The sequence below is a fragment of the Mycobacteroides salmoniphilum genome (genome assembly GCF_004924335.1).
Classification (GTDB): Bacteria; Actinomycetota; Actinomycetes; order Mycobacteriales; family Mycobacteriaceae; genus Mycobacterium; species Mycobacterium salmoniphilum.
Genome location: NZ_CP024633.1, coordinates 3339285 through 3360774, shown reverse-complemented (window position 1 = coordinate 3360774; position 21490 = coordinate 3339285). Strand labels below are relative to the sequence as shown.

At 63.8% G+C, this 21490-nt stretch carries 20 protein-coding genes, 1 tRNA gene and 2 pseudogenes; 13 read left to right on the top strand and 10 right to left on the bottom strand.

From position 1 onward, the window contains the following. The first annotated feature begins 84 nt into the window (after positions 1 to 84). The gene (locus DSM43276_RS16705) at positions 85 to 1170 is read left to right on the top strand and encodes a potassium channel family protein (RefSeq protein ID WP_078330899.1); all 1086 of its coding nucleotides are present in this window, start codon (positions 85 to 87) and stop codon (positions 1168 to 1170) included. Position 1171: 1 nt separating this feature from the next. Next, positions 1172 to 2077, top strand: a complete 906-nt coding sequence (gene nudC, locus DSM43276_RS16700; RefSeq protein ID WP_078330900.1) for an NAD(+) diphosphatase — start codon at positions 1172 to 1174, stop codon at positions 2075 to 2077. Positions 2078 to 2092: 15 nt separating this feature from the next. On the opposite strand, the gene DSM43276_RS16695 is transcribed toward nudC, so the two are convergent. Next, positions 2093 to 2365: a mycoredoxin gene (locus tag DSM43276_RS16695; protein WP_078330901.1), complete on the bottom strand. Its 273-nt coding sequence runs from the start codon at positions 2363 to 2365 to the stop codon at positions 2093 to 2095. Positions 2366 to 2463: 98 nt separating this feature from the next. Here DSM43276_RS16695 and DSM43276_RS16690 point away from each other — a divergent pair, with 98 nt between their 5' ends. The 4 genes from DSM43276_RS16690 (at position 2464) to DSM43276_RS16675 (ending at position 6266) form a co-directional block, all read left to right on the top strand. Continuing rightward, the gene (locus DSM43276_RS16690; protein ID WP_078330902.1) at positions 2464 to 4533 is read left to right on the top strand and encodes an ATP-dependent DNA helicase UvrD2; all 2070 of its coding nucleotides are present in this window, start codon (positions 2464 to 2466) and stop codon (positions 4531 to 4533) included. A gap of 55 nt (positions 4534 to 4588) precedes the next feature. After that, the gene (locus tag DSM43276_RS16685) at positions 4589 to 5413 is read left to right on the top strand and encodes a dienelactone hydrolase family protein (RefSeq protein ID WP_078330903.1); all 825 of its coding nucleotides are present in this window, start codon (positions 4589 to 4591) and stop codon (positions 5411 to 5413) included. Between the two features lie 193 nt (positions 5414 to 5606). After that, entirely contained in the window at positions 5607 to 5813 is a 207-nt protein-coding gene (locus tag DSM43276_RS16680; RefSeq protein ID WP_078330904.1) for a hypothetical protein, read from the top strand. A 168-nt stretch (positions 5814 to 5981) separates the two neighbouring features. Beyond that, entirely contained in the window at positions 5982 to 6266 is a 285-nt protein-coding gene (locus DSM43276_RS16675) for a WhiB family transcriptional regulator (protein ID WP_109556244.1), read from the top strand. Between the two features lie 75 nt (positions 6267 to 6341). Here the strand turns inward: DSM43276_RS16675 and DSM43276_RS16670 are convergent, their stop codons facing one another. The 6 genes from DSM43276_RS16670 to DSM43276_RS16645 all read right to left on the bottom strand — a co-directional run bounded on the left by DSM43276_RS16670 (position 6342) and on the right by DSM43276_RS16645 (position 13375). Further along, complete coding sequence (locus DSM43276_RS16670; protein ID WP_078330905.1) at positions 6342 to 7691, bottom strand: ABC1 kinase family protein; 1350 nt, start codon at positions 7689 to 7691, stop codon at positions 6342 to 6344. A gap of 63 nt (positions 7692 to 7754) precedes the next feature. Further along, on the bottom strand, positions 7755 to 9086 hold the full coding sequence (locus DSM43276_RS16665; RefSeq protein ID WP_078330906.1) for an ABC1 kinase family protein: 1332 nt from the start codon (positions 9084 to 9086) through the stop codon (positions 7755 to 7757). A 57-nt stretch (positions 9087 to 9143) separates the two neighbouring features. After that, positions 9144 to 10493: an ABC1 kinase family protein gene (locus tag DSM43276_RS16660; protein WP_078330907.1), complete on the bottom strand. Its 1350-nt coding sequence runs from the start codon at positions 10491 to 10493 to the stop codon at positions 9144 to 9146. A 49-nt stretch (positions 10494 to 10542) separates the two neighbouring features. Beyond that, the gene (locus DSM43276_RS16655) at positions 10543 to 11421 is read right to left on the bottom strand and encodes a hypothetical protein (RefSeq protein WP_078330908.1); all 879 of its coding nucleotides are present in this window, start codon (positions 11419 to 11421) and stop codon (positions 10543 to 10545) included. 90 nt (positions 11422 to 11511) lie between these two features. Next, entirely contained in the window at positions 11512 to 12888 is a 1377-nt protein-coding gene (locus DSM43276_RS16650; protein ID WP_078330909.1) for a zinc-dependent metalloprotease, read from the bottom strand. Between the two features lie 70 nt (positions 12889 to 12958). Further along, a complete protein-coding gene (locus tag DSM43276_RS16645; protein WP_078330910.1) occupies positions 12959 to 13375 on the bottom strand; it encodes a thiol-disulfide oxidoreductase DCC family protein in 417 nt (138 codons plus the stop codon). 61 nt (positions 13376 to 13436) lie between these two features. Between DSM43276_RS16645 and DSM43276_RS16640 the strand changes: the two genes are divergently transcribed. The 4 genes from DSM43276_RS16640 to DSM43276_RS16625 all read left to right on the top strand — a co-directional run bounded on the left by DSM43276_RS16640 (position 13437) and on the right by DSM43276_RS16625 (position 18860). Next, the gene (locus DSM43276_RS16640; protein ID WP_078330911.1) at positions 13437 to 14459 is read left to right on the top strand and encodes a YlbL family protein; all 1023 of its coding nucleotides are present in this window, start codon (positions 13437 to 13439) and stop codon (positions 14457 to 14459) included. A 117-nt stretch (positions 14460 to 14576) separates the two neighbouring features. Further along, complete coding sequence (locus tag DSM43276_RS16635; RefSeq protein ID WP_078330912.1) at positions 14577 to 17543, top strand: UPF0182 family protein; 2967 nt, start codon at positions 14577 to 14579, stop codon at positions 17541 to 17543. A 131-nt stretch (positions 17544 to 17674) separates the two neighbouring features. Continuing rightward, positions 17675 to 17748, top strand: a tRNA-Met gene (locus DSM43276_RS16630). Positions 17749 to 18443: 695 nt separating this feature from the next. After that, entirely contained in the window at positions 18444 to 18860 is a 417-nt protein-coding gene (locus tag DSM43276_RS16625; protein ID WP_078330913.1) for an STAS domain-containing protein, read from the top strand. A 101-nt stretch (positions 18861 to 18961) separates the two neighbouring features. On the opposite strand, the gene DSM43276_RS16620 is transcribed toward DSM43276_RS16625, so the two are convergent. Further along, a complete protein-coding gene (locus tag DSM43276_RS16620) occupies positions 18962 to 19258 on the bottom strand; it encodes a helix-turn-helix domain-containing protein (RefSeq protein ID WP_109556246.1) in 297 nt (98 codons plus the stop codon). A 543-nt stretch (positions 19259 to 19801) separates the two neighbouring features. Here DSM43276_RS16620 and DSM43276_RS16615 point away from each other — a divergent pair. Next, positions 19802 to 20173 carry a hypothetical protein gene (locus tag DSM43276_RS16615; RefSeq protein WP_078330915.1) on the top strand — a complete coding sequence of 124 codons (372 nt, stop codon included), beginning with the start codon at positions 19802 to 19804 and terminating at the stop codon, positions 20171 to 20173. An 84-nt stretch (positions 20174 to 20257) separates the two neighbouring features. Here DSM43276_RS16615 and DSM43276_RS16610 read toward each other — a convergent pair. After that, positions 20258 to 20375, bottom strand: a pseudogene (locus tag DSM43276_RS16610) (TetR family transcriptional regulator); the annotation flags it as partial. Positions 20376 to 20481: 106 nt separating this feature from the next. Between DSM43276_RS16610 and DSM43276_RS24100 the strand changes: the two are divergent. After that, a pseudogene (locus DSM43276_RS24100) lies at positions 20482 to 20595 on the top strand (hypothetical protein); the annotation flags it as partial. A 129-nt stretch (positions 20596 to 20724) separates the two neighbouring features. Next, positions 20725 to 21051, top strand: coding sequence for a cupin domain-containing protein (locus DSM43276_RS16600; protein WP_078330951.1), 327 nt, complete (start codon positions 20725 to 20727; stop codon positions 21049 to 21051). 23 nt (positions 21052 to 21074) lie between these two features. On the opposite strand, the gene DSM43276_RS16595 is transcribed toward DSM43276_RS16600, so the two are convergent. Beyond that, a complete protein-coding gene (locus DSM43276_RS16595; RefSeq protein WP_078330916.1) occupies positions 21075 to 21434 on the bottom strand; it encodes an MmpS family transport accessory protein in 360 nt (119 codons plus the stop codon). Positions 21435 to 21490: the final 56 nt, after the last annotated feature.

The window sequence follows — 21490 nt, the reverse complement described above, 5'->3', positions numbered from 1 at the left end:
CCAACTCGCTAGCCAACGCGAATCACGGGCGCCTTGTGAGTAGATTGACACCCGTGCAACCGCTGACTCGGACGCGATCGGCATATGGCCGGTAAGTTCCGCCAGCGGTTTCGTGGCATCGACCAGGCGCTGACCGCACAGCCAGACCACGCTCTCGTCGGTGTGCTGCGTATCCCCGAAAATGCGGCCAGCCCGTGGCGAGCCATCGGAAAACGCATCCTCATCGCGGTGGGTACGCTCTTCGCCGCCGTGCTGGTGGTGTACGCGGATCGCAGCGGTTACCGCGACGTCGCAGCCACCCCGGAGGAGAGCGATCCGCTCAGCTTCCTGGATTGCTTCTACTACGCCACCGTCTCGCTCTCCACTACGGGCTACGGCGATATCACCCCGTACACCGAGGGCGCGCGGCTGGTGAACATCCTCGTGATCACACCGCTGCGCCTGCTGTTCCTGATCGTTCTGGTTGGCACCACGGTGGAAGCGCTCACCGAACGTTCGCGTCAAGCACTGAAGATCCAGCGATGGAGGGCCCGCGTGCGCAACCACACCGTTGTCGTCGGATACGGCACCAAGGGGAAGACCGCCGTTCAGGCGATGCTCTCCGACGGCGCTACCCCGGCCGAGATCGTGATCGTCGACGAAGACCAGATGGCCCTGGATGCCGCGGCCGCCTCGGATCTGGTGACCGTGCGCGGCAGCGCCACCAAATCGGACGTGCTGCGGCTTGCGGGTGTGCAACATGCCAAGTCGATCATCGTGGCCGCCAACCGGGACGACACCTCGGTGCTGGTCACGCTGACCGCACGGGAACTGGCTCCCAACGCCAAGATTGTCGCCGCGATCCGCGAGGCCGAGAACGTCCACCTGCTGCGCCAGTCGGGCGCCAACTCGGTGGTGGTGTCCTCGGAAACGGCGGGACGGCTGTTGGGCATCGCCACCTCGACGCCGCGCGTCGTCGAGATGATCGAGGACCTATTGACCCCCGAGGCGGGGTTCGCGATCGCCGAACGCGAGGTGGAGCGCAGCGAGGTCGGCGGCTCACCGCGTCATCTCTCGGACATCGTCCTCGGTGTGGTGCGCGACGGCACTCTGCACCGGGTGGATGCGCCCGAGGTCGATTCCCTTGAGGCATCCGACCGCCTGTTGTACGTCCGCAACGCCGGAGCCTGATATGACCTTCCGCCTTCGCAACATCCCCCTGCTCTCGCGCGTTGGCCTGGATCGCGCCGACGAACTGCGTTCCAATCCTGAGGAATTGGCCAAGGGTTGGGCCGGGGCGGGACTGATCACGCTGGATATCCGTGGGCGCGTGAACATTGTCGATGGACAGGTGGTGCTCGAAGACGCGGCACGTGTCGGCGACGGGCCGCCGGAGCATGCCGTGTTCCTGGGACGCATCCCGGGTGGTCGCCATGTGTGGGCCGTGCGCGCAGAACTGGATGATGGCAGCGCACCGCTGCTGGACTTGCGTCGCTCCGGTGAGTTGTTCGACGACACCAGTGCGGCCCTGTTGGCCACGGCAATGGCGATGCTTGCCTGGCATGACAGCGCCGGCTACAGCCCCGTCGACGGATCGCCCACCACCCCCGCCAAGGGCGGTTGGGTTCGGGTGAACTCCACCACCGGGCAGGAAGAATTTCCGCGCACCGATCCGGCCGTCATCTGCCTGGTGCACGACGGTGGTGATCGTGCGGTGCTCGGCCGTCAGAAGTTCTGGCCCGAGCGGATGTTCTCGCTGCTGGCCGGATTTGTCGAGGCGGGCGAATCGCTGGAGGCATGCGTGGCCCGTGAGATCGCCGAGGAGGTGGGCCTCACCGTCACCGATGTGCAATACCTGGGCAGCCAGCCCTGGCCATTCCCGCGATCGATCATGCTGGGCTTTCACGCCGTGGGCGACCCCTCGCAGCCCTTCTCGTTCAACGACGGCGAAATCGCCGAGGCCGAGTGGTTCACGCGCGACGAGATCCGGGCCGCACTGGAGGCGGGGGACTGGACCACGGCCTCCGACTCCCGGCTCATGCTGCCCGGGTCGATTTCCATCGCCCGGGAGATCGTCGAGTCCTGGGCCTATGCCTGACTTTGGCGGGCGGAACTAGACCCCGAGCTTGGCCTTGACCTGTGCCAGCGACGGATTGGTCAGCGCGCTGCCGTCAGGGAACTTCACGGTCGGCACGGTCTGGTTTCCGCCGTTGACGTTCGCGACGTAGTCGGCCGCGGCCGGGTCCTGTTCGATGTCCACCTTGGTGTAATCGATGCCCGCGGCCTTGAGCTGCGTCTCGAGTCGACGGCAATAGCCGCACCAGGTGGTGCTGTACATGATGAGACTGGAGTCGCTCGCTGTAGTCACATCGGCATTCAACGTCATACCCCGCTGGGGTGTTCCGTCGGGGTATGTGAGATGTCTCAATGCCGAGAGCGGGGCCAGCGGCCGGTGTTGTCGGCGGTTGCTGCGAAGATGGCCCGGTGGCGCGTTCTCTCCTCGATGGTCTTGACGACGAGCAGCGCGCCGCTGTCACCGCGCCGCGGGGCCCCGTCTGCGTGCTCGCCGGCGCGGGGACCGGCAAGACCCGCACCATCACCCATCGCATCGCGCACCTGGTCGAATCCGGCCATGTCGCTCCCGGTCAGATCCTCGCGGTCACCTTCACCCAGCGAGCAGCAGGTGAGATGCGTGGACGGCTGCGTGATCTCGGTGTCGGATCCGCGCAGGCCGTCACGTTCCACGCCGCGGGACTGCGGCAGCTGCGATACTTCTGGCCGCAGCTGGTCGGGGATACGCGCTGGGAGCTGATCGACAGCAAGTTCACCATCGTCGCCCAAGCCGCGAACCGTGCCAAGCTGAGCACCAGTACCGATACCGTGCGCGACCTCGCCGGTGAAATCGAGTGGGCCAAGGCCTCTTTGATCAGCCCCGAGGCCTATCCGGCCGCCGCCGCGAAATTCACGCGAGATACGCCGGTCCCGGCCGAACAGGTCGCCAAGGTCTACGCGGGTTACGAGAAACTCAAGGCCCGGCCCGATGGGTCCACCCTGCTCGATTTCGATGACCTGCTGCTGCACACCGCGGCCGCCATCGAGAACTCCGAGTCCGTCGCCGAGGAATTCCGGGACCGCTACCGCTGTTTCGTGGTCGACGAGTACCAGGACGTCACGCCGCTGCAGCAGCGCGTGCTCGATGCGTGGCTCGGTCCCCGCGACGACCTGACCGTCGTGGGCGATGCCAACCAGACCATCTATTCCTTCACCGGGGCCACCCCGCAGTATCTGCTTGGCTTCTCCCGTCGATTCCCCGAAGCGGCCGTGGTTCGTCTCGAACGTGACTATCGCTCGACCCCGCAGGTGGTTTCGCTCGCCAACCGTGTGATTGCGGCCGCGCAAGGAAGGGTGGCGGGCAGCAAGCTGCAACTTATCGGTCAACGACCGGAGGGTCCTGCTCCGAGGTTCTCCGAGCATGACGACGAGGCGGCGGAGGCCAAATCGGTCGCGAAATCCATTGCTGCGCTGATCGAATCCGGAACTCTGGCATCGGAGATTGCGGTGCTGTACCGGATCAATGCGCAGTCGGAGGTGTACGAGGAGGCGCTTACCGAGGCGGGCGTGCCGTTCCAGGTGCGCGGTGGCGAGGGGTTCTTCACCCGGCAAGAGGTGCGTCAGGCGCTGGTGGCCCTGCAACGTGCGGCGGACCGCGAAAGCGCAGATATCCCTGTACCACAACAAGTTCGGGATGTTCTGGAACCACTGGGATTGTCTGCCGAGGAACCACACGGCACCCAGGCCCGCGAGCGGTGGGAATCGCTGCGGGCCCTCGTCGCGCTCGCCGAGGAGGAATGCGCGCGCCTGCCGGAGCTGGATCTGCCGGGGCTGGTTCGTGAGCTCCGGGTGCGGGCCGAGGCGCGGCATCCACCGACGGTGCAGGGCGTGACACTGGCCTCGCTGCATGCGGCGAAGGGGCTTGAATGGGATGCGGTGTTCCTGGTGGGGCTGGCCGACGGCACCCTACCCATTTCCCATGCCTTGTCACGTGCCGGGGATATTGAACCGGTTGAGGAGGAGCGGCGCCTGCTCTACGTCGGAATCACCCGCGCGCGCGTGCATGTGAACCTGAGCTGGGCGCTCGCGCGGGCTGCGGGCGGCCGCAAGACGCGTAAGCATTCGCGGTTCCTCAATGGGGTCGCTCCCACCGCGCAAGTCTCCGCCACGGTGGCACCGCGGCGCCGGGGTAGTGGCGCGCGCTGCCGAATCTGCAATGCGGCACTGAACACGCCGGCGGCGGTGCTGCTGCGGCGCTGTGAGAGCTGTCCGTCCGATATTGACGAGGAACTCCTTGTTGCACTGAAGGATTGGCGACTCAAGACGGCCAAGGAAATGAAGGTACCGGCATTCGTTGTCTTCACCGACAACACCTTGATCGCCATCGCCGAACTGCTTCCCGGTGACGACGCCGCGCTCGTCGCCATTCCCGGGATCGGCGCGCGCAAATTGGAGCAATACGGTCCTGACGTGCTGCGCTTGGTACGTGCCAGGTCCTCGTAATCCCTTGTTCAACACGTGTCTAGCGCGGATAGCGATCTCGTCCTAGGCTCGCCCCATGGCCGACGATGACCTCCGCGATTTCGAAGCAGGCACCTTCACTCATGAAGGTGAGACCAAGATCGTGTTGAGAAAGGGCAGTGGACCGGCGGTGATCGTGATCGCCGAGATGCCCGGAATCAGCCCCAAGGTCGCGAACTTCGCGCGCAAGGTGGCCGATATCGGTTGCACTGCGGTCATGCCGCATCTGTTCGGCAATCCCGGCCAGAGCGTGGACCCGAAGGCCGATGGCTGGTTGCGCACCGCCACCTACGGTTTGTCGTCAATGTTCCGCGGCTGTGTGAGCCGTGAGTTCACGGTGCTGGCGACGGGGAAGAGCTCACCGGTGGTGACGTGGCTGCGCGCACTGGCCCAGAACGAGCATGAGCGCAATGGCGGTCCCGGTGTGGGTGCGATCGGTATGTGTTTCACCGGGGGATACGCGCTCGCCATGGCCGCGGACGACCGTCTGCTGGCACCCGTGCTGTCACAGCCCTCGCTGCCGTTCGGGCTGAGCAAGAAGGCCCGGCACAACATTGATATCTCGCCCGCCGATCTGGACAAGGTCAAGCATCGCTGCCAGCACGACGGGCTCAAGGTGCTCGGTATGCGCTTCACCACCGACAAATTGGTTCCGGCCGAACGGTTTGAGTTCCTCAGGGAAGAGCTGGGCGATGGATTCATCGCCATCGAACTGCCGGGCGAGGCCGCGAACCCCGATTCGCTGATGCCGCCGCATTCGGTGGTCACCGAGCATCTCATCGACGAGCCCGGTCAGCCCACGCGCGCGGCTCTCGATCAGGTGTTGGAGCTGTTTCGATCCCGATTGCTCACTGGCGTATAGGGCATCTGTCCGCCCCCGGGTGGTCCCGCCGATCCCGGGGAAAGATGCCAGTTCGACAAAACTGGTCTTGAAGTATCGCCGCAGGTCAAAAATAACTTGTCAACCGATAGATGACCTTTTACTCTGGGCGTCAGGAATTCGTGAGAATTCCTAAGCAGACCTGTTCATGTGCGAGTAGACGGAAGGAGGAGCGATGAATACACCCACCAATTACGGCGACACCTTGTGGCGTGATGCCCATGGTGCGTTTGTCGTATTGCCGATCGCTCCGCCGTCGCTCCTGACGCATGTCGCCGCTGCCAAGCCGGCGGCCCAGAGCATGTCGGCCGTCGGCATTAAGCACCGCGCCGTCGTCGCCGCAGCCGCGAATGTCGCGTCCGTGAATAGGGGATACATCTAGGTAGCCCCACAACCGCCTCCCAGGCCACGGACCCGACACCACCGGGATCCGTGGCCACTTTTGTTTGAGCCTCAACCTCAGACGTGGTTCCGGATCTCGATCGACAAGACACCGATACGAGACCAGCAGTTTTACCAGGAACCGAAGAGGAAGCAGGTGAACGGACACATGATGACCGTCGAAACGGAGGCCCGAAGGCGTGTCCTGCCGTGCCATGCAGCGGATGCGGACCTGTGGTTCGCGGAAAGCCCCGCTGATCTGGAGCGGGCCAAGACGCTATGCGCGGACTGCCCGATCCGGTCGCAGTGCCTGGCCGCTGCGCTGGACCGCGCGGAGCCCTGGGGTGTGTGGGGTGGCGAGATTTTCGAGCAGGGTGCCGTCGTGGCGCGTAAGCGTCCGCGTGGTCGTCCCCGCAAGAACTCGCTGCCCGCAGCAGATCCCGCCGCGGCATGACCCGGCATGTCGCCAATGCCGTCGGGCCCGCCAAGCAATGCTCCCCATCGCCATTAGCGGTGGGGAGCATTGTTATCAGGAGGATTTCGCGTGGGGTTCGAAGAACCCCGGCATCCATTCTTCGGCGATCGCCGCGTAGTTCACGTGCGCACCGAGCTGCACGAGAACCCCGATCATTCCGCCGAGCGTGCGCAGCAGCATGACGTAGCCCGGCGGCACCGTCATTTGGCGCGCCAGCTTGAATCGTTCGGTGAATCCCTCGTCCAGAAGATCGGTCGACGCCACCGCGGCCTGCTGGAACCACTCACGGGTGAAATGGAATTCGCCCGAGCGCAGCGGATCGACATAGGGCCATAGCGGCCTGATGTAGTCCATCACTTGGTCCCCGGACAGTTGGACCTCCGGCGGCATGAATCCGAGCTGCTTGATAAGCCGGATCACGTGCTCCCACTGCTCATCTCGAGCCCAGCACAACACCTCACCGAACTCCGGCGGAATGCCGCCGGGGTGCTCGGAGACCGCGCCGAAATCGATGATGCCGAAACGTCCGTCGGGCAGCAGCATGAAATTGCCCGGATGCGGGTCGGCGTGCACCAGACCCACCTTTTCTGGGGACTTCACCGTGAATTCGAGCATCAGGGCGCCTGCGGAGTCTCGTTCTTCACGGGTGCCCTCGGAGATGATCTTCGAGAGTCGCCGCCCCTCCATCCACTCGGAGATGATCACCTTGGGTGCGCTGGCGACCACCGCGGGCACAAAGAACTTCGGATCATCGACGAAGACCTTGGCGAAGGCGCGCTGGTTCGACGCCTCCTGGCGGTAGTCCAGTTCGGCCTCGATGCGGTCGCTGATCTCGGCCACCAACCTGTCGATATCCGCTTTGGGTGCAATCTGTTTGGCCAGCGGCGTCATCCGCTGGATCAGCTTGAGATCTGCGCGCAGCGCATCGTCGGCGCCGGGGTACTGGATTTTGACGGCCACCTCACGGCCGTCCTTCCAGATCCCCTTGTGCACCTGGCCGATGCTCGCGGAGGCCACGGGTGTGTCGTCGAAGGACTGGAAGCGTTCGCGCCATTTGGTGCCGAGCTGCGCGTCGAGCACGCGATGTACCTTTGCCGCGGGCAGGGGTGGGGCCTCGCTCTGCAGTTTGACCAGGGCCTCACGGAACGGGTCGGCGAACTGCGGCGGTATCGCCGCTTCCATCACCGACAGGGCCTGGCCCACCTTCATGGCGCCGCCCTTGAGCTCGCCGAGCACATTGAACAGCTCGTCGGCCGCCTTCTCCAGGAGTTCGGCGTTGACCTCATCCGCGGAGGTTCCGGTCAGCCGTTTGCCAACCCCGAGGACTGCACGACCGGCCATACCTGCGGGCAGGCTTGCCAGTTTGGTCATTCGGCTGAGTCCGCCGCGGCGAATATCTGCCATGTCACCTCATATCGTTCAGTGTGGCGTCGTTGCCCTCACGTCTTCACGGAATGCTAGCTGTTGCTAGCTGGCGGCGACGGGCTCGTCTTCACGAAAGCCGGGAACCCAGTCGCCAATGATCCGCGCGTAGGGGACCGTCGCATCGAGCTGGGCCAGAATGCCGGACAGGCTGCCGAGCACCCGAAACATCATCAGGTAGACGGGCGGCAGGTCCAGATGGCGGCCGGTCTGGAACTGGGCACCGCGCACGTCGCTGGATTTGGCGGCTACCCGCTGCATCCATTTCCGGGTGAAGTGGAACTCGTCGGACTTCAGCGGGTCGATAAATGGCTTGAGGTACTCGTCGATGTCTTTCGGTGACACGTCGGTACGCGGCGGGATGAACCCCTCCGCGCGCATGAGGGGAATGAGCTCATCCCAGATGCCGTCCCGCTCCAGACGCCAGATGGGCCCCAGGTTGGGCGGAAACCCGCCCTCGTGGGTGGCGACGGCGCCGAAGTCCATGACGCCGAGGCGCCCGTCGGGCAGCAGCATGAAGTTTCCGGGGTGGGTGTCGGCGTGCAGCAGTCCGCACCGGTAGGGGGAGCTGACGGTGAACTTCAATAGCAGGCGTCCGCATTCGTTGCGCTCGTCTTCTGTTCCGCTGCTGATGATTTCGGAGAGTTTGCGGCCTTCCATCCACTCGCTGATGACGACCTTGGGGGCAGAGGCAACCACCGGCGACACGTAGAACTCGGGGTCGTCCTTGAAGGCCTTAGCGAAGGCCCGTTGGTTGGTGGCCTCGATGCGGTAATCGAGCTCTTCCTCGGTGCGCTCGATCAGTTCGTCGATGATGCTTTTGACGTCCGCTCCGGGGACGATCTGTTTGAACAACGATGCCAGCCGCTGCATGGTCTTGAGATCGGAACGGACGGCGTCGTCGGCGCCCGGGTACTGCACCTTGACCGCGACGATGCGCCCATCGCTCCAGATGGCCTTGTGCACCTGGCCGATGCTCGCCGAGGCGACGGGCTTGTCGTCGAAGGACTGGAAGCGCTCACGCCACTTCGTGCCGAGCTGTGCGTCGAGGACCCGATGGACCTTGTCGGCAGGCAACGGCGGCGCGTCGCTCTGTAACTTCGTCAGGGCGTCGCGGAAGGGTTCGGCGAAGGCCGGCGGAATCGCGGCTTCGAACACCGACAGGGCCTGTCCGAGTTTCATCGCGGCGCCCTTGAGCTCGCCGAGTACCTGGAACAGCTGTTCGGCCGCCTTCTCCATCATCTCGGCGTTGACTTCGTCCTTGGACTTGCCGGTCAGACGTTTCCCGACGCCCAGGGCGGCGCGACCGGCAATGCCTGCCGGCAGGGATGCGAGTTTTGCGGCGCGTGCGGCGCGGCCACGACGAATCTCAGCCATGCGTTACATCATGCCGGAGGGCGCGGTGGGTCTGACAACGCAGGTTTTCTTTTTCGCCTACGTGGCGGCGGGCGCCTTGCTGTCCTCGTGGAAGCCCGGCACCCACTTGTCGATGATGGCCGCGTAGTCCACCGGGGCATCAAGCTGTGCGGCGATGCCGATGAGGCCGCCCAGGACCCGGAAGAACATCAGGTAGTTGGGCGGCAGGTTCATCTGCCGGCTGGTCTTGAACGACTCGAGGAACTCTTCGCTGCGGAAATCGGTGGCCTTGGCGGTGATCCGTTGCAGCCATTTACGGCTGAAGTGGAATGTCTCGTGGTTGAGCGGCTCGATGTAGGGCTCAAGGTAGGAGTTGACCTCCTCATGAGAGACGGAAGTCGCACTCGGTGGGATGAAGCCCTCCGAACGCAGCACCTCGGTCAACTCTTCCCACTTTTCATCGCGGGCCAGACGCAGGATCGGTCCGAAACCAGCCGGGAGGCCACCCTCGTGGGCGGCACAGGCGCCGAAGTCCATGATGCCGAACCGGCCGTCCTCCAACAGCATGAAGTTTCCGGGGTGGGTGTCGGCGTGCAGCAGCCCGCACCGGTACGGCGAGCTGATGCTGAACTCGAGGAGAAAATGTGCGCAATTGCTGCGCTCTTCCTCGGTGCCCTGGGCGATGATCTCCGAGAGCTTCCGGCCCTGCATCCACTCGGTGATGATCACCTTGGGGGAGGAGGCCACGACCGATGGCACGTAGAACTCGGGGTCGTCCTTGAAGGCCTTGGCGAAGGTGCGCTGGTTGGTGGCCTCGATGCGGTAATCGAGTTCTTCCTCGGTGCGCTCGATGAGTTCGTCGACGATGGCCTTGATATCGGCGCCCGGGGCCACCTGTTTGAACAATGACGAGAGCCGCTGAATGGTCTTGAGGTCTGAGCGGACAGCCTCGTCAGCGCCCGGGTACTGCACCTTGACGGCCACCTCGCGGCCATCCTTCCAGATGGCCTTGTGTACCTGGCCGATGCTGGCCGAGGCGACGGGCTTGTCGTCGAAGGACTGGAAGCGCTCACGCCACTTCGTGCCGAGCTGGGCGTCGAGGACCCGATGGACCTTGTCGGCAGGCAGCGGCGGCGCGTCGCTCTGCAACTTGGTCAGCGCTTCCCGGTAGGGCTCCCCGAACTCGGGGGGTATCGCGGCCTCCATCACCGAGAGCATCTGGCCGATCTTCATGGCCGCGCCCTTGAGCTCGCCGAGCACCTGGAACAGCTGTTCGGCGGCCTTCTCCACGAGTTCGGCGTTTACTTCGTCTTTGGATTTCCCGGCGATCCGTTTCCCCACACCGAGTGCGGCGCGGCCCGCGATCCCGGCCGGAAGCGATGCGAGTTTTGCGGCGCGTGCGGCGCGGCCACGACGGATCTCTGCCATGCGCACATCATGCCCGGTCGTGATGAAGTTAACAAAAAGTGGGTCTTCGTCAATTTCCGGCGAAGTAGGCGCCACATCGACACAGAGGGTGTGCGGTCCAGTGTCGGGCGGTCAACGCGTGCGTGGACAAGTCGAGTTCGAGTGTCGCGTTGAGCGTTACCAACGGTCCCGGTGCCTGCCCGCGGATGGCCGACAGCACTCGATCGATCTGTGCCAGCGCCACCGCCACGGTGCCCAGCACCGTGGCGGGCGCGGCGACGCCGACGGCTCCGGTGAGTTGGGCGGCGACCGCGGGCCACTGTTCGTCACGGTCACGCCGATGGCGGTCGGCGCATTCCAGGCAACTGGTGATACCGGGCAGAACCATGGGCCCGATGAGGCCCCTGCCGTCGCGTGCGCGGACGGACAGGTGCGGCACCTCGGCGTCGGCGAGGATCCGCAGTAGCCGGGTATCGGCGATCAGATCGTCGGCGAGTATCGCCAAATCCACATGTTGCCAAGATTTTTCGTGCGCCGACTGGGTTGAGCGCTGGATGCGTGCCGAGGTATGGCGGAGCGCCTCGGCGAGGGCATCGGAAAGCGGACCGCGGCCGACGAGCCGGATTACCGGCGAGGCGACCGCGACCGAACGGGTTCGGCAGATGACGGCGCCGGCGTCGACCAGCTCGTCCAGCAGCGAACGAATGTCCTTTGCATCGTGAAAGTCCTTGACGCACTGAAGGTTAAGAATCTGTCCCCAGGTGAGCTCGTCCGTCAGGGAGCTCAGCAGCTGCCGTACCGCGACGGCCGGCGTGGCCGCCGAGGGGCGCACGATCACGGCGTGACGTGGCATCCACCCGATCTGAACCCCGTCGTCCGGTCGCGGCAGTACGGGACGCGCCGGATCGAGGGTGAACGTCGGCTCGCTGGACATGACCCACTGTGGCATATCCGGCGCCCACTGTAGGCGGGCGAAAGCCGTTTATCCACAGCCCGATTCATTCGCTGACCAGCACCGAATGGGTGCGCGTCAGATTTCTCAGTCCTCGCGGTTCTCTCGGTTTTCTTCGGGGTTGCCCGGATCGAGCTTCTCGATCTGTGCGATGGGGTCATCGGCGGCGTCCGTGTCGCCGCCGATGATGCGATCGATAAATGCTGCCGGGTTGTCCAGATCGCCCGCATCGGGGATCAGATCGGGGTGTGCCCAGATCGCGTCGCGCGTGTCCGTGCCGACGGCATCGGTGAGTCTGCGCCACAGGTCCGCCGCCTCGCGCAGCTTGCGCGGTCGTAGCTCCAGGCCCACCAGGGTGCTGAAGGTCTGCTCGGCCGGGCCGCCCGTCGCGCGGCGGCGTCGCAATGTCTCGCTGAGGGCCGCGGTCGCCGGGATGCGCTCGCCGAGCGCGTCGGTCACCACGGTTTGCACCCAGCCCTCCACCAGAGCGAGCAGGGTTTCCAGGCGTTCCAGGGCCTGCTCCTGTTGCGGTGTGGTCTTCGGCTCGAAAATGCCCTGGGAAAGAAGCTGTTCCATATCGGACGGATCGCCCAGCGAGGCGGGGTTGAAGCCGCGTGCGGCCTCCTCGATGGCGCTCATGTCGATCGAGATGCCCTTGGCATATTGCTCGAGGGTGTCCATCAGCCGGATGGTCAGCCAGCCGACACCACTGAACAAGCGGTGATGCGCGGCTTCCCGAGCGGCCAGGAAGGTCATGATTTCGCTCTTGGACTGCTCGAGGCCCTCCGAGAACGCTTCGATGGCGGCCGGAAGGAGCGCCGCGGTGCCTTTGGGGCCCAACGGCAATCCGATATCCGTGGACGTCAACACCTCTCGGGACAGTTGTCCGAGGGCCTGGCCGAGCTGCGATCCGAAGGCCATGCCGCCCATCTGGGTCATCATGCCCAGCAGCGGACCCGCCATGCCCTGGGCCTCTTCCGGCAGGTTTGCCGCCCACATACCCGAAATCTGTTCGGCGACAGGATCGACGAGCCGCTTCCAGTTTTCCAGGGTGTTGTCCACCCAGTCCGTCGCGGTCCAGGCGGCTGTCCGGGTGGTGCCGGCGGGCAAGGCGGTGGCCCCGTCGAGCCAGGTATCGGCCAGGTGCACCGCATCGGCGATGGCCGATGTCGTGCTCTCGGTGATGGGGGCAACGAAACCGATTGAGCTCGAGGCCAGTTGCCGGGCTACGTCGTAGTTGACCGGGCCCGCGGGCTGACCGCTGGCCGCGCCCGCGGCAGCGCCGCTGAACATCTGGCCCAGCTGGGTGAAGATCTGGCCGAGATCGGCGGGATTGAATCCACCAGATCCGAAGCCGAACGGGTCTGAACCCGACGAACCCGAGCCGGGCCCCGGTCGCGCGTCGTCGCCCCGCTCACGGTCGGGGTCGTCGCCAGCAGCGAATCCAAAGGGGAGGTCGGCCATATCTCCACGGTACCGCTGGTAGAGGTGGCCGGATCACGCTGTCAGTGAACGCGCTGCTTGTGGCGCGGGATCAGGCCAGGAAGCGTGCGCGAACCTCGGGCGGCGGTACCGGGCAGGTGTCGTACTGGCCGAACACCCGGTACCGGGTGCGTGCCACCAGCCGGTACAGCGCATCGCGGATCGGACGGGGGACGAGACGCGCGATGAGGGCGGCTCGGCGGGTGTTGCCCAAATAGTCCATGATGCGGAGCACTCCGTCGGACCGGATATGAATTCGTTCGACGGGCTCGCCCGGATTGTCGATGACCACGAAGGAATCCACGCCCACGAGTTCGGGGTGCCGCGCGATCACTTGATCGCCATACTCGCTGTCGAGCGCGGCGAACCGCATAGTCCCGACCTTGTCGTCGCGCAGGATCTTCTTCACCGCGCCGTTGCACAGTGCGCAGACGCCGTCGTACAGCAGGACGGGGGCATGCTCGTTCATCGAACCTCCACCACGAGACTACCGGCGGGGTGCTGATCAGGCCTTGCCATAGGGTGCAGGCATGAATCGCCGCGTAGCGACGCTGCTGGTCGCGCTCATCCCGATCATCGCCTTCGGGTTGTTGATGTCGGTGATCACCGTGCCGTTCGTATCCCTGGGCCCGGGCCCGACCTTCAATACCCTCGGGCAGGTCGAGGGTAAGGAGGTCGTCGACATCAAGGGCACCAAGGTGGATCCGGTCTCCGGTCACCTCAACATGACGACCGTTTCCCAGCGTGACGGGCTGACCCTGGCCGACGCGCTGCGGTTGTGGGCAAGCGGTAGTGAGCAGTTGGTGCCGCGCGATGTGGTGTATCCGCCCAATCGGTCCAAGGACCAGGTGGATAAGGAGAACGACCTCGAGTTCAAGAAGTCCGAGGAGAGCGCTGAGTTCGCGGCGCTCGGGTATCTCAAATACCCGACGGCCGTGACCGTTCTGACCATCAGCGAGGACGGGCCGTCCAAGGGCAAGCTGCAGGAGAACGATGCGATCACCGCCGTCAATGGGCGCCCGGTCGCAACGCTCGAGGAATTCACGGGACTGCTCAAGGCGACCAAGCCGGGTGACGAGGTGACGCTCGATTACAAGCGCAAGAATGCCCCCAGCGGCACGGTGAAGATCACCCTCGGCAAGAACGCAGATCGCGACTACGGGTTCCTGGGGGTCGGCGTGGTGCAGGCTCCGTGGGCGCCGTTCACCATTGATTTCAATCTGGCCAACATCGGTGGGCCGTCGGCCGGGTTGATGTTCAGCCTCGCGGTGATCGACAAGCTGACCCCCGATGAGCTCGACGGCGGAAAGTTCGTCGCCGGAACAGGAACCATCGATGCCGAGGGCAAGGTGGGGCCCATCGGTGGGATCACGCACAAGATGCAGGCTGCCAAAGACGCTGGAGCGACGGTGTTCTTGGTGCCCGCGGCCAACTGCGCCGAGGCGAAGACGGACGGCGGGCAGGGGCTGACCCTGGTCAAGGTCGGCACATTGACCGAGGCGGTTGATGGACTCAATGCCCTCAATCGCGGTGATCAGCCGCCTGGTTGTTAGCCAACCTCACCACTATCGATGCAGGACGATGCCCGCTGTTCTGCGGCTACAGTGGGGCTGAGAATCGAAGCGCGAAAACTGAGCCGTGCTTGAACACTCGACGAGGAGCGTAGCGACGTGGGTATGCGGCCAAATGGGGCTCTGCCACGACTGACCCGACGGAGCCGGCGACTGGTCGCCGCTGCGTTGGTGATCGTGGTGTTGTTGTTGATCGGCCCACGCCTGGTCGACACCTACATCAACTGGCTGTGGTTCGGTGAGCTCGGATTCCGCGGTGTGTTCACCACGGTGCTACTGACCCGGCTCACCTTGTTCCTGATTGTGGGAATCGTGGTCGGTGCCGTGGTTTTCACGGGCATCGGGCTGGCGTACCGCGCGCGGCCCGTATTCGTGCCCACCAAGGGACCCGGCGATGCGCTGGCGCAATACCGGGCTCTGATCTTGTCGCGGGTGCGGCTCTTCGTCATCGGTGTTCCCGTGCTCATCGGAGTGCTGGCAGGCATTGTGGCTCAAAGCTATTGGATGCCCGTGCAGCTGTTCCTGGAGGGCGGGGACTTCGGCATCAAGGATCCGCAGTTCGGTTTGGATCTCGGCTTCTTCGCCTTTGAGCTGCCGTTCTACCGATTCGTGCTGACCTACCTGTTCATTGCCGTGTTCGTCGCGCTGGTCGTCAACGCCTTGGTGCACTACATTTTTGGCGGCATTCGGCTGTCCGGTCGTGCCGGCACGCTGTCACGTCCGGCCCGTATCCAGTTGGTGACTCTCGCCGGAGTTCTGGTGCTGCTCAAGGTCGCCGCGTACTGGCTCGATCGGTACGAGCTGCTCTCACACACGCGCGCCGGCAAGCCGTTCACCGGCGCCGGTTACACCGATATCAATGCGGTGCTGCCGGCCAAGCTGATCCTGTTGGCCATCGCGGTGATCTGTGCGGTCGCGGTGTTCTCGGCCCTGGTGCTCAAGGATCTGCGGATCCCTGCCATCGGGCTGGCGCTGCTCCTGCTGTCCTCGTTGGTGGTCGGTGCCGGGTGGCCGCTCATCGTCGAGCAATTCAGCGTTAAACCCAATGCGGCGCAGAAGGAGAGCGATTACATCGCGCGCAGCATCAAGGCGACACGCGATGCCTATGGCCTGACAGATGACGTCGTGACGTACCGCGACTACAGCGGTACGGCATCGGCACCAACGGGGAGCGAAACGCTGGCTAAGCAGGTTGCCGCCGATCGCGCGACGATGGCCAACATTCGCGTGTTGGACCCGAACATCGTGAGCCCGGCCTTCACTCAATTGCAGCAGGGCAAGAACTTCTATGCTTTCCCTGATTCGTTGTCCATCGATCGATACCAGGACAAGAGCGGCTCGCTGCGCGACTATGTGGTCGCCGCCCGCGAGCTCGATCCGGCCAAACTTCGTGATAACCAGCGCGACTGGATCAACCGGCACACCGTGTACACGCACGGCAACGGGTTCATCGCGGCACCGGCCAACACCGTGCGGGGAGTGGCAGACAAGCCGGACGAGAACGGTGGGTACCCGGAGTTCCTGGTGAATGCCGTTGACGACGGCGGCAAGGTTCTGTCCGACGGCCCGGCGCAGTTGGCTCAGCCGCGCGTGTACTACGGCCCGATCATCGCCAGCGATACCAACGACTACGCGATCGTCGGGAAGAACGGCAACGACCGAGAGTACGACTACGAGAACAATGCGGGCACCAAGAACAGCACCTACACCGGCGGCGGCGGCGTTCCCGTCGGTGGCGCGCTGGCGCGGACAGTGTTCGGTCTGAAATATGCCGAGCGGAACTTCCTGTTCTCCAATGTGATTGGCGACAACAGCAAGATCCTGTTCAACCGCGATCCGAGCCGGCGCGTGGAAGCGGTGGCGCCGTGGTTGACCGTCGACAGTGGTACCTACCCCGCGATCGTCGACAAGCGCATGGTCTGGGTCGTGGACGGCTACACCACGCTGGACAACTACCCGTACTCGCAGCAGACGTCGTTGTCGGAGGCCACCTTTGACAGCCAGGTAGGCAGGACCGGGGGAGCGCTGCCCAACCAGCAGGTTTCGTACATCCGGAACTCGGTGAAGGCGACGGTGGATGCCTACGACGGCACGGTGACCCTGTACCAGCAGGACGAGAAGGATCCCGTGCTTAAGGCATGGATGAAGGTCTTCCCGGGAACGGTGAAGCCGAAGAGCGACATCTCCTCGGATCTCGCGCGGCATCTGCGCTACCCGGAGGATCTGTTCAAGGTGCAGCGGACCCTGTTGGCGCGCTACCACGTCAATGACCCGGTGACGTTCTTCTCCACCAGTGATTTCTGGCAGGTGCCCGATGATCCGAACGCACCTACCGGGTCGCAGCCGCCGTATTACATTGTGGCGAAAGACATTAACAAGAATGACAATTCGGCGTCGTTCCAATTGACGAGTGCGCTGAACCGTTTCCAGCGTGATTTCCTGGCGGCCTACGTCAGCGCGAGCTCCGATCCCGAAACCTACGGGAAGATAACGGTTTTGACGGTCCCCGGAACCGTGCAGGGCCCCAAGTTGGTGAACAATGCCATCACCACGGACAACCTGGTGTCCTCACACGTCGGCATCATCAAGAACCAGAACATCCTCAAATGGGGCAACCTGCTCACGCTGCCGGTGGCCAACGGGGGACTGTTGTTTGTCGAACCGCTGTATGCCTCGCCGGGTCAGGGTGATCAGTCGTCGTATCCGCGTCTGATCCGTGTGGGCATGTTCTACAACGGCAAGGTCGGCTACGCGACCACGGTCAGGGACGCGCTCGACATGGTGTTCGGGCCGGGTGCCGGCGCGACGGCTACCGCTCCGGCGGCCGAGCCCGGAAGCGTCAGCGCGCCGCCGCCGAGCGGTCAGAGTGTTCCGATCGTCCCTCCGGTGGCACCGCCGCCCGTAGGGTCCTCGGATCTGTCCTCGGCGAAGGCTGCCGCCCTGCAGGAGGTTCAGCGAGCCATCGGAGAGGTGAAGGACGCCCAGAAGAGTGGGGACTTCGCACGGTACGGACAGGCCCTCAAGAGCCTCGATGACGCGATGACCAAGTTCACACAGGCCAAGTAAAACGGCTCGTCCCTGCCACTGCGTGAAAGCGCAAGTGGCAGGGACGAAACCACTACGTGGTGCCGAGAACGTGCAGGCCAGGTTAACGATTTGGCGCCACGCAGTGCGACCGGTAACCTTGTGTTCACCACCGCGGGGTGGAGCAGCTCGGTAGCTCGCTGGGCTCATAACCCAGAGGTCGCAGGTTCAAATCCTGTCCCCGCTACTAGGTCCCCAGGCCAGAGGATTCATTTCCTCTGGCCTGGGGTTTTTTCTTGCCCTGAATGGCCTTGGGTCTCCGTTTAAGTCCCACTAATTGCGGGGTGCCCCAGCGTCCGATGGGATGCCCTACGTGGATTGTGTGCGCTGATGAGCATTCGGGCCTCCCACCTCTGGTATTCCACCTGGCCACGGCCACGGCCACGGCCACGGCAACGGGCTACGCATCGCTGGATATCTGCTTACGATTTCGGCTATGTCAGGGGCTGAAGGCGATGCGGCCGGGCCGGGGAGTGAGAGCCCGTCGGGATCCGAGTGGCCTTACGCTGCTGAGACGCTCGGGGCAGGAGGGCGTGTCGGTAGCGCGCGAGATCTGTTCGGACCCGAGCACAGGCATACCCGCTGGGCACAATCCCAATCGGGAGTTCGCGATCAGTGCCAGGCGCTGTATTGCGCGAGAGCCGGTATACAGAAATCGGATGCCATACCTCATCCCGGCGACCATTGGGCCGCACCGGAAATCTATTTCGACCGTTCGTACTGTTGCACTGCGCATCGACGGTAACAGGGCTACGTTTGTATTGGTTGAGTTCACAGCCACGCAGGGCACCAGCTCCCGGTGCAGAGCAGAACTCGCTCCCCTCATCCCCGCGCAGGCGCTCCTGAAGTTCGAAGTACCAGACACTGGCGGAAGTCAAAGTTATGTCTATTCAATCGATTTCATATCCGCGCCCGCTCTCATCCGCTGCACCTTATAGCGGACAGGGATTTCAGTTCACCGCCACACCGCATCGCGACGGCGTGGTCGTCGTGGCCGCCACAGGCGCCCTCGACGCAACCAATGCCGACTGCTTGGTCTACTACGCCGTACGTCATCTTCATGAACGCCACGCGCTCGTCCTGGACCTACGCGAACTGGACTTCTGTGGCAGCGAGGGCTTTCTTGCCGTGCTCAAGATCCGTTGCTGCTGCAAGTATCACGAGGTGCGCTGGTCACTGCTATCCGGCGAGGCTGTCGACCGAATCCTCGAAATCGGCGACCCAGACAGCTGGCTTCTGGATGCCATTCCACTCATTGATGCGCTGGAAAACAGCTCACAGCTGACTGCGGCGGTCTAGCCCCGTACATACGCGCACGAGAACTGGCTGCCCAGGATTCCTGGGCAGCCAGCGTCGTTACGGCTTATCGGGCGTTGCGAGGAGGCATCCGGGATAGGCGTTCAGGGCTGGGGGTTTTCGCCGGAGGTCGCGTTGTACCGGTCATCGAGGCTGCGGTGGAGCTGGGCGTTGATATCGTGGGCTTCGGCAAGTTGGTCTTCAAGGATAATGATGCGGCATGCCGCATCCAGTGCGGTACCGCGCTCAACCAGTTCACGGACTCTTGCCGCGATCCGAAGCTGATAACGCGAGTAGCGGCGGTGACCGCCCTCGGAGCGTTGCGGGGTCAGTAGTTTGGCTTCATCGAGGCTGCGCAGGAAGGCTGGGGTAGTTCCCAGAATCTGCGCCGCGCTACCCATGCTGTAAGCGGGGTAGTCCTCGTCTTCGAATTTATCGTTCGGGTTGCTGTCGGCAGAACCGTTCTTTGCTTGTATTGCAAAACCTTTCGGACCAGCGAGAAGGCCCGCGGGCCCATCACTGACTGGCTATTAAGAAGGCCGGTAGCCCCGGGTACACCATCACGCCGGGGCCACCGGCCCTGAGGAGATAACTACCATCTCTCGATACTGCTGTAGAACTGCGGCATCGGCCCGATAGTGAACAATCACGGGCGATCCGACGGTAACTGCCTCCTTCCTCATTTTCATGCGGGTACTGCATCTAACCGGTACTGCTTGACTTGCGGGTACTGCTGGACGGCCCCAAAACCGTTGTACTGCTAACGAATCTGGAGTATCTGGCCGCCTCCGATCCTGACATCACGGGCAGTTCATCATCTCCCGTGCCATCACCTTCTGCTCTGTGTACATCCGATACTCTAACCGCATCGATGGCGAATGTCTACCCCAGCCACTATAGATTTTGGATAGCGCAGGTTGAAGGAAATGTTCTAGGCTCCGGGTATGGCCTTACGTGACCCCGCCGGGGTGGATGCGATCCTTCGCCACATCGACACCGAAGCCGGTTCTGTCAGCATCGAAGTGACGCTCTACCTCCCCTGGGGAGTGGCCACAGGAATCACCGTGACCAGCACATACTTCGGGCACTACATCGCGAACTTCTTCGGCAGGAACGACGCCCAGGATGTCGCCGGCCGTATCGCGGCGCTCGAAGCCGAGCAGGGCAGCGTCTTTGTTCACCTTCGCAAAGCTCGTTGCTACGTCGCGGGCACCACAGTCGAGCATGACTCGCTGCGCATCCGCTTATCTGATGTGTCCGCGTGGACAGTGACCGGCATCAAAGAACCATCAACTCAACCGGACCCACTCCCGTAAACACACCCCCGCCCCGCCGCCAGGCCGATCCGACCCGGCCCGCAATGACTGCGTAGCCATCAGATCGTTGTCGGACCGCCACTAGAGGTTTGGAAGGGCGTCGACGACCATATGCGCCCGCGACGGATAGCGCCGGTAGAGCACGGGTTTGCTCGTGTGTGCGCCGGGCCACGCCTTCTTGGGTGACACCGGTACAAGGGATCTGACGGCCGGTTGCTTGTTTCTGCCCGTCGTCTCGATGAGAAGCTGTCCACCGACGACATCCCCGCTCACACTTCGACCGGACGGAGAAGCTTTCTGCTGGCGAGATCGTCGACGTCGAAATCGACCTGCTGCCAGTCGGTCCCGCATTTCACCCCGACGAGCAGCTTCGCTTCGTCATGAGTAGCCGCAACCTCCTGGGCACACTGATGCCTGCGATCCGGGAATGCGTTGGCGCCAACAACGGCCAGCATGTCATCCACACTGGCGGTCGAAGGCCTCCTGTCTCCAACTTCGTTTCCCTATATCAAGGGTTGACGGGCCTGCCGCCGAGGAATGGAATGGCAGGTATGCAGAAGCACTCGATCGACGCATTGATACGGCAGTTGTTCGAGCGCGCCGCCGACGGCCACAATGCCGCGGACACCGTCGTGGGTGGCCATGAGCGAGTGTTGCGTCAAACCGTCATCGCACTGCGCGAGGGTTCCGCGCTCGGCGAGCATGAGAACCCGGGTGAGGCCACGATCTACGTCATTCAGGGTTCGGTTCGGCTGGTGGTCGGCGACGAACATTGGGACGGCCGTGCCGGAGATCTGATCGAGATCCCCGATGCCCGGCATTCGTTGCAGGCGCTGGCGGATTCGGCGGTCCTGCTCACCGTCGCCAAGCACCGCTGAGCCGCGCCGCTATCGCGCCAGGGTTATCCGTGGCAGGTGGCGGTTGAATCCTGGCCCGCGGCGGTGTCCTCGACCTTGACCTTGCCGTTGATGATCAAGCGGCAGGTGACGGGCGCCCCGGCGGATTGGGCGCTGACGAAGTACGGCGGATCGCTGATATCACTGGTGAAGGTCCAGGACCAGGTGTGCTGAGTGCCATCGACGGGCTGTTCGCGCATATGCCCAAGGCTGTCTCTCCACGTGATCGCCGATATCGGGCGATCTGAACTGATCACGTAGAGGATGGTGTCCGGCGGCTGCGGGGTGATGGCGAGCGAGGCGCCAAATGCTGTCGCGCCGACCGCGGTGGTGCAGGCGGTGATCAGAGTTGCTGCGAGTGCCACGAGTCATCCCTCGCGATTCTGAGGGATCGGGGCCATGAGCTTCATTGCCCATCCTT

What these genes read in the sequence shown, in the direction of transcription:
- DSM43276_RS16680 (WP_078330904.1), top strand. Translation starts at nt 5,607, where the DNA reads ATGAATACACCCACCAATTACGGCGACACCTTGTGGCGTGATGCCCAT.
- DSM43276_RS16645 (WP_078330910.1), bottom strand. Translation starts at nt 13,375, where the DNA reads ATGAACGAGCATGCCCCCGTCCTGCTGTACGACGGCGTCTGCGCACTG.
- DSM43276_RS16670 (WP_078330905.1), bottom strand. Translation starts at nt 7,691, where the DNA reads ATGGCAGATATTCGCCGCGGCGGACTCAGCCGAATGACCAAACTGGCA.
- nudC (WP_078330900.1), top strand. Translation starts at nt 1,172, where the DNA reads ATGACCTTCCGCCTTCGCAACATCCCCCTGCTCTCGCGCGTTGGCCTG.
- DSM43276_RS16665 (WP_078330906.1), bottom strand. Translation starts at nt 9,086, where the DNA reads ATGGCTGAGATTCGTCGTGGCCGCGCCGCACGCGCCGCAAAACTCGCA.
- DSM43276_RS16625 (WP_078330913.1), top strand. Translation starts at nt 18,444, where the DNA reads ATGTCTATTCAATCGATTTCATATCCGCGCCCGCTCTCATCCGCTGCA.
- DSM43276_RS16660 (WP_078330907.1), bottom strand. Translation starts at nt 10,493, where the DNA reads ATGGCAGAGATCCGTCGTGGCCGCGCCGCACGCGCCGCAAAACTCGCA.
- DSM43276_RS16705 (WP_078330899.1), top strand. Translation starts at nt 85, where the DNA reads ATGGCCGGTAAGTTCCGCCAGCGGTTTCGTGGCATCGACCAGGCGCTG.
- DSM43276_RS16620 (WP_109556246.1), bottom strand. Translation starts at nt 19,258, where the DNA reads ATGGGTAGCGCGGCGCAGATTCTGGGAACTACCCCAGCCTTCCTGCGC.
- DSM43276_RS16655 (WP_078330908.1), bottom strand. Translation starts at nt 11,421, where the DNA reads ATGCCACAGTGGGTCATGTCCAGCGAGCCGACGTTCACCCTCGATCCG.
- DSM43276_RS16640 (WP_078330911.1), top strand. Translation starts at nt 13,437, where the DNA reads ATGAATCGCCGCGTAGCGACGCTGCTGGTCGCGCTCATCCCGATCATC.
- DSM43276_RS16675 (WP_109556244.1), top strand. Translation starts at nt 5,982, where the DNA reads ATGATGACCGTCGAAACGGAGGCCCGAAGGCGTGTCCTGCCGTGCCAT.
- DSM43276_RS16615 (WP_078330915.1), top strand. Translation starts at nt 19,802, where the DNA reads ATGGCCTTACGTGACCCCGCCGGGGTGGATGCGATCCTTCGCCACATC.
- DSM43276_RS16600 (WP_078330951.1), top strand. Translation starts at nt 20,725, where the DNA reads ATGCAGAAGCACTCGATCGACGCATTGATACGGCAGTTGTTCGAGCGC.
- DSM43276_RS16650 (WP_078330909.1), bottom strand. Translation starts at nt 12,888, where the DNA reads ATGGCCGACCTCCCCTTTGGATTCGCTGCTGGCGACGACCCCGACCGT.
- DSM43276_RS16695 (WP_078330901.1), bottom strand. Translation starts at nt 2,365, where the DNA reads ATGACGTTGAATGCCGATGTGACTACAGCGAGCGACTCCAGTCTCATC.
- DSM43276_RS16685 (WP_078330903.1), top strand. Translation starts at nt 4,589, where the DNA reads ATGGCCGACGATGACCTCCGCGATTTCGAAGCAGGCACCTTCACTCAT.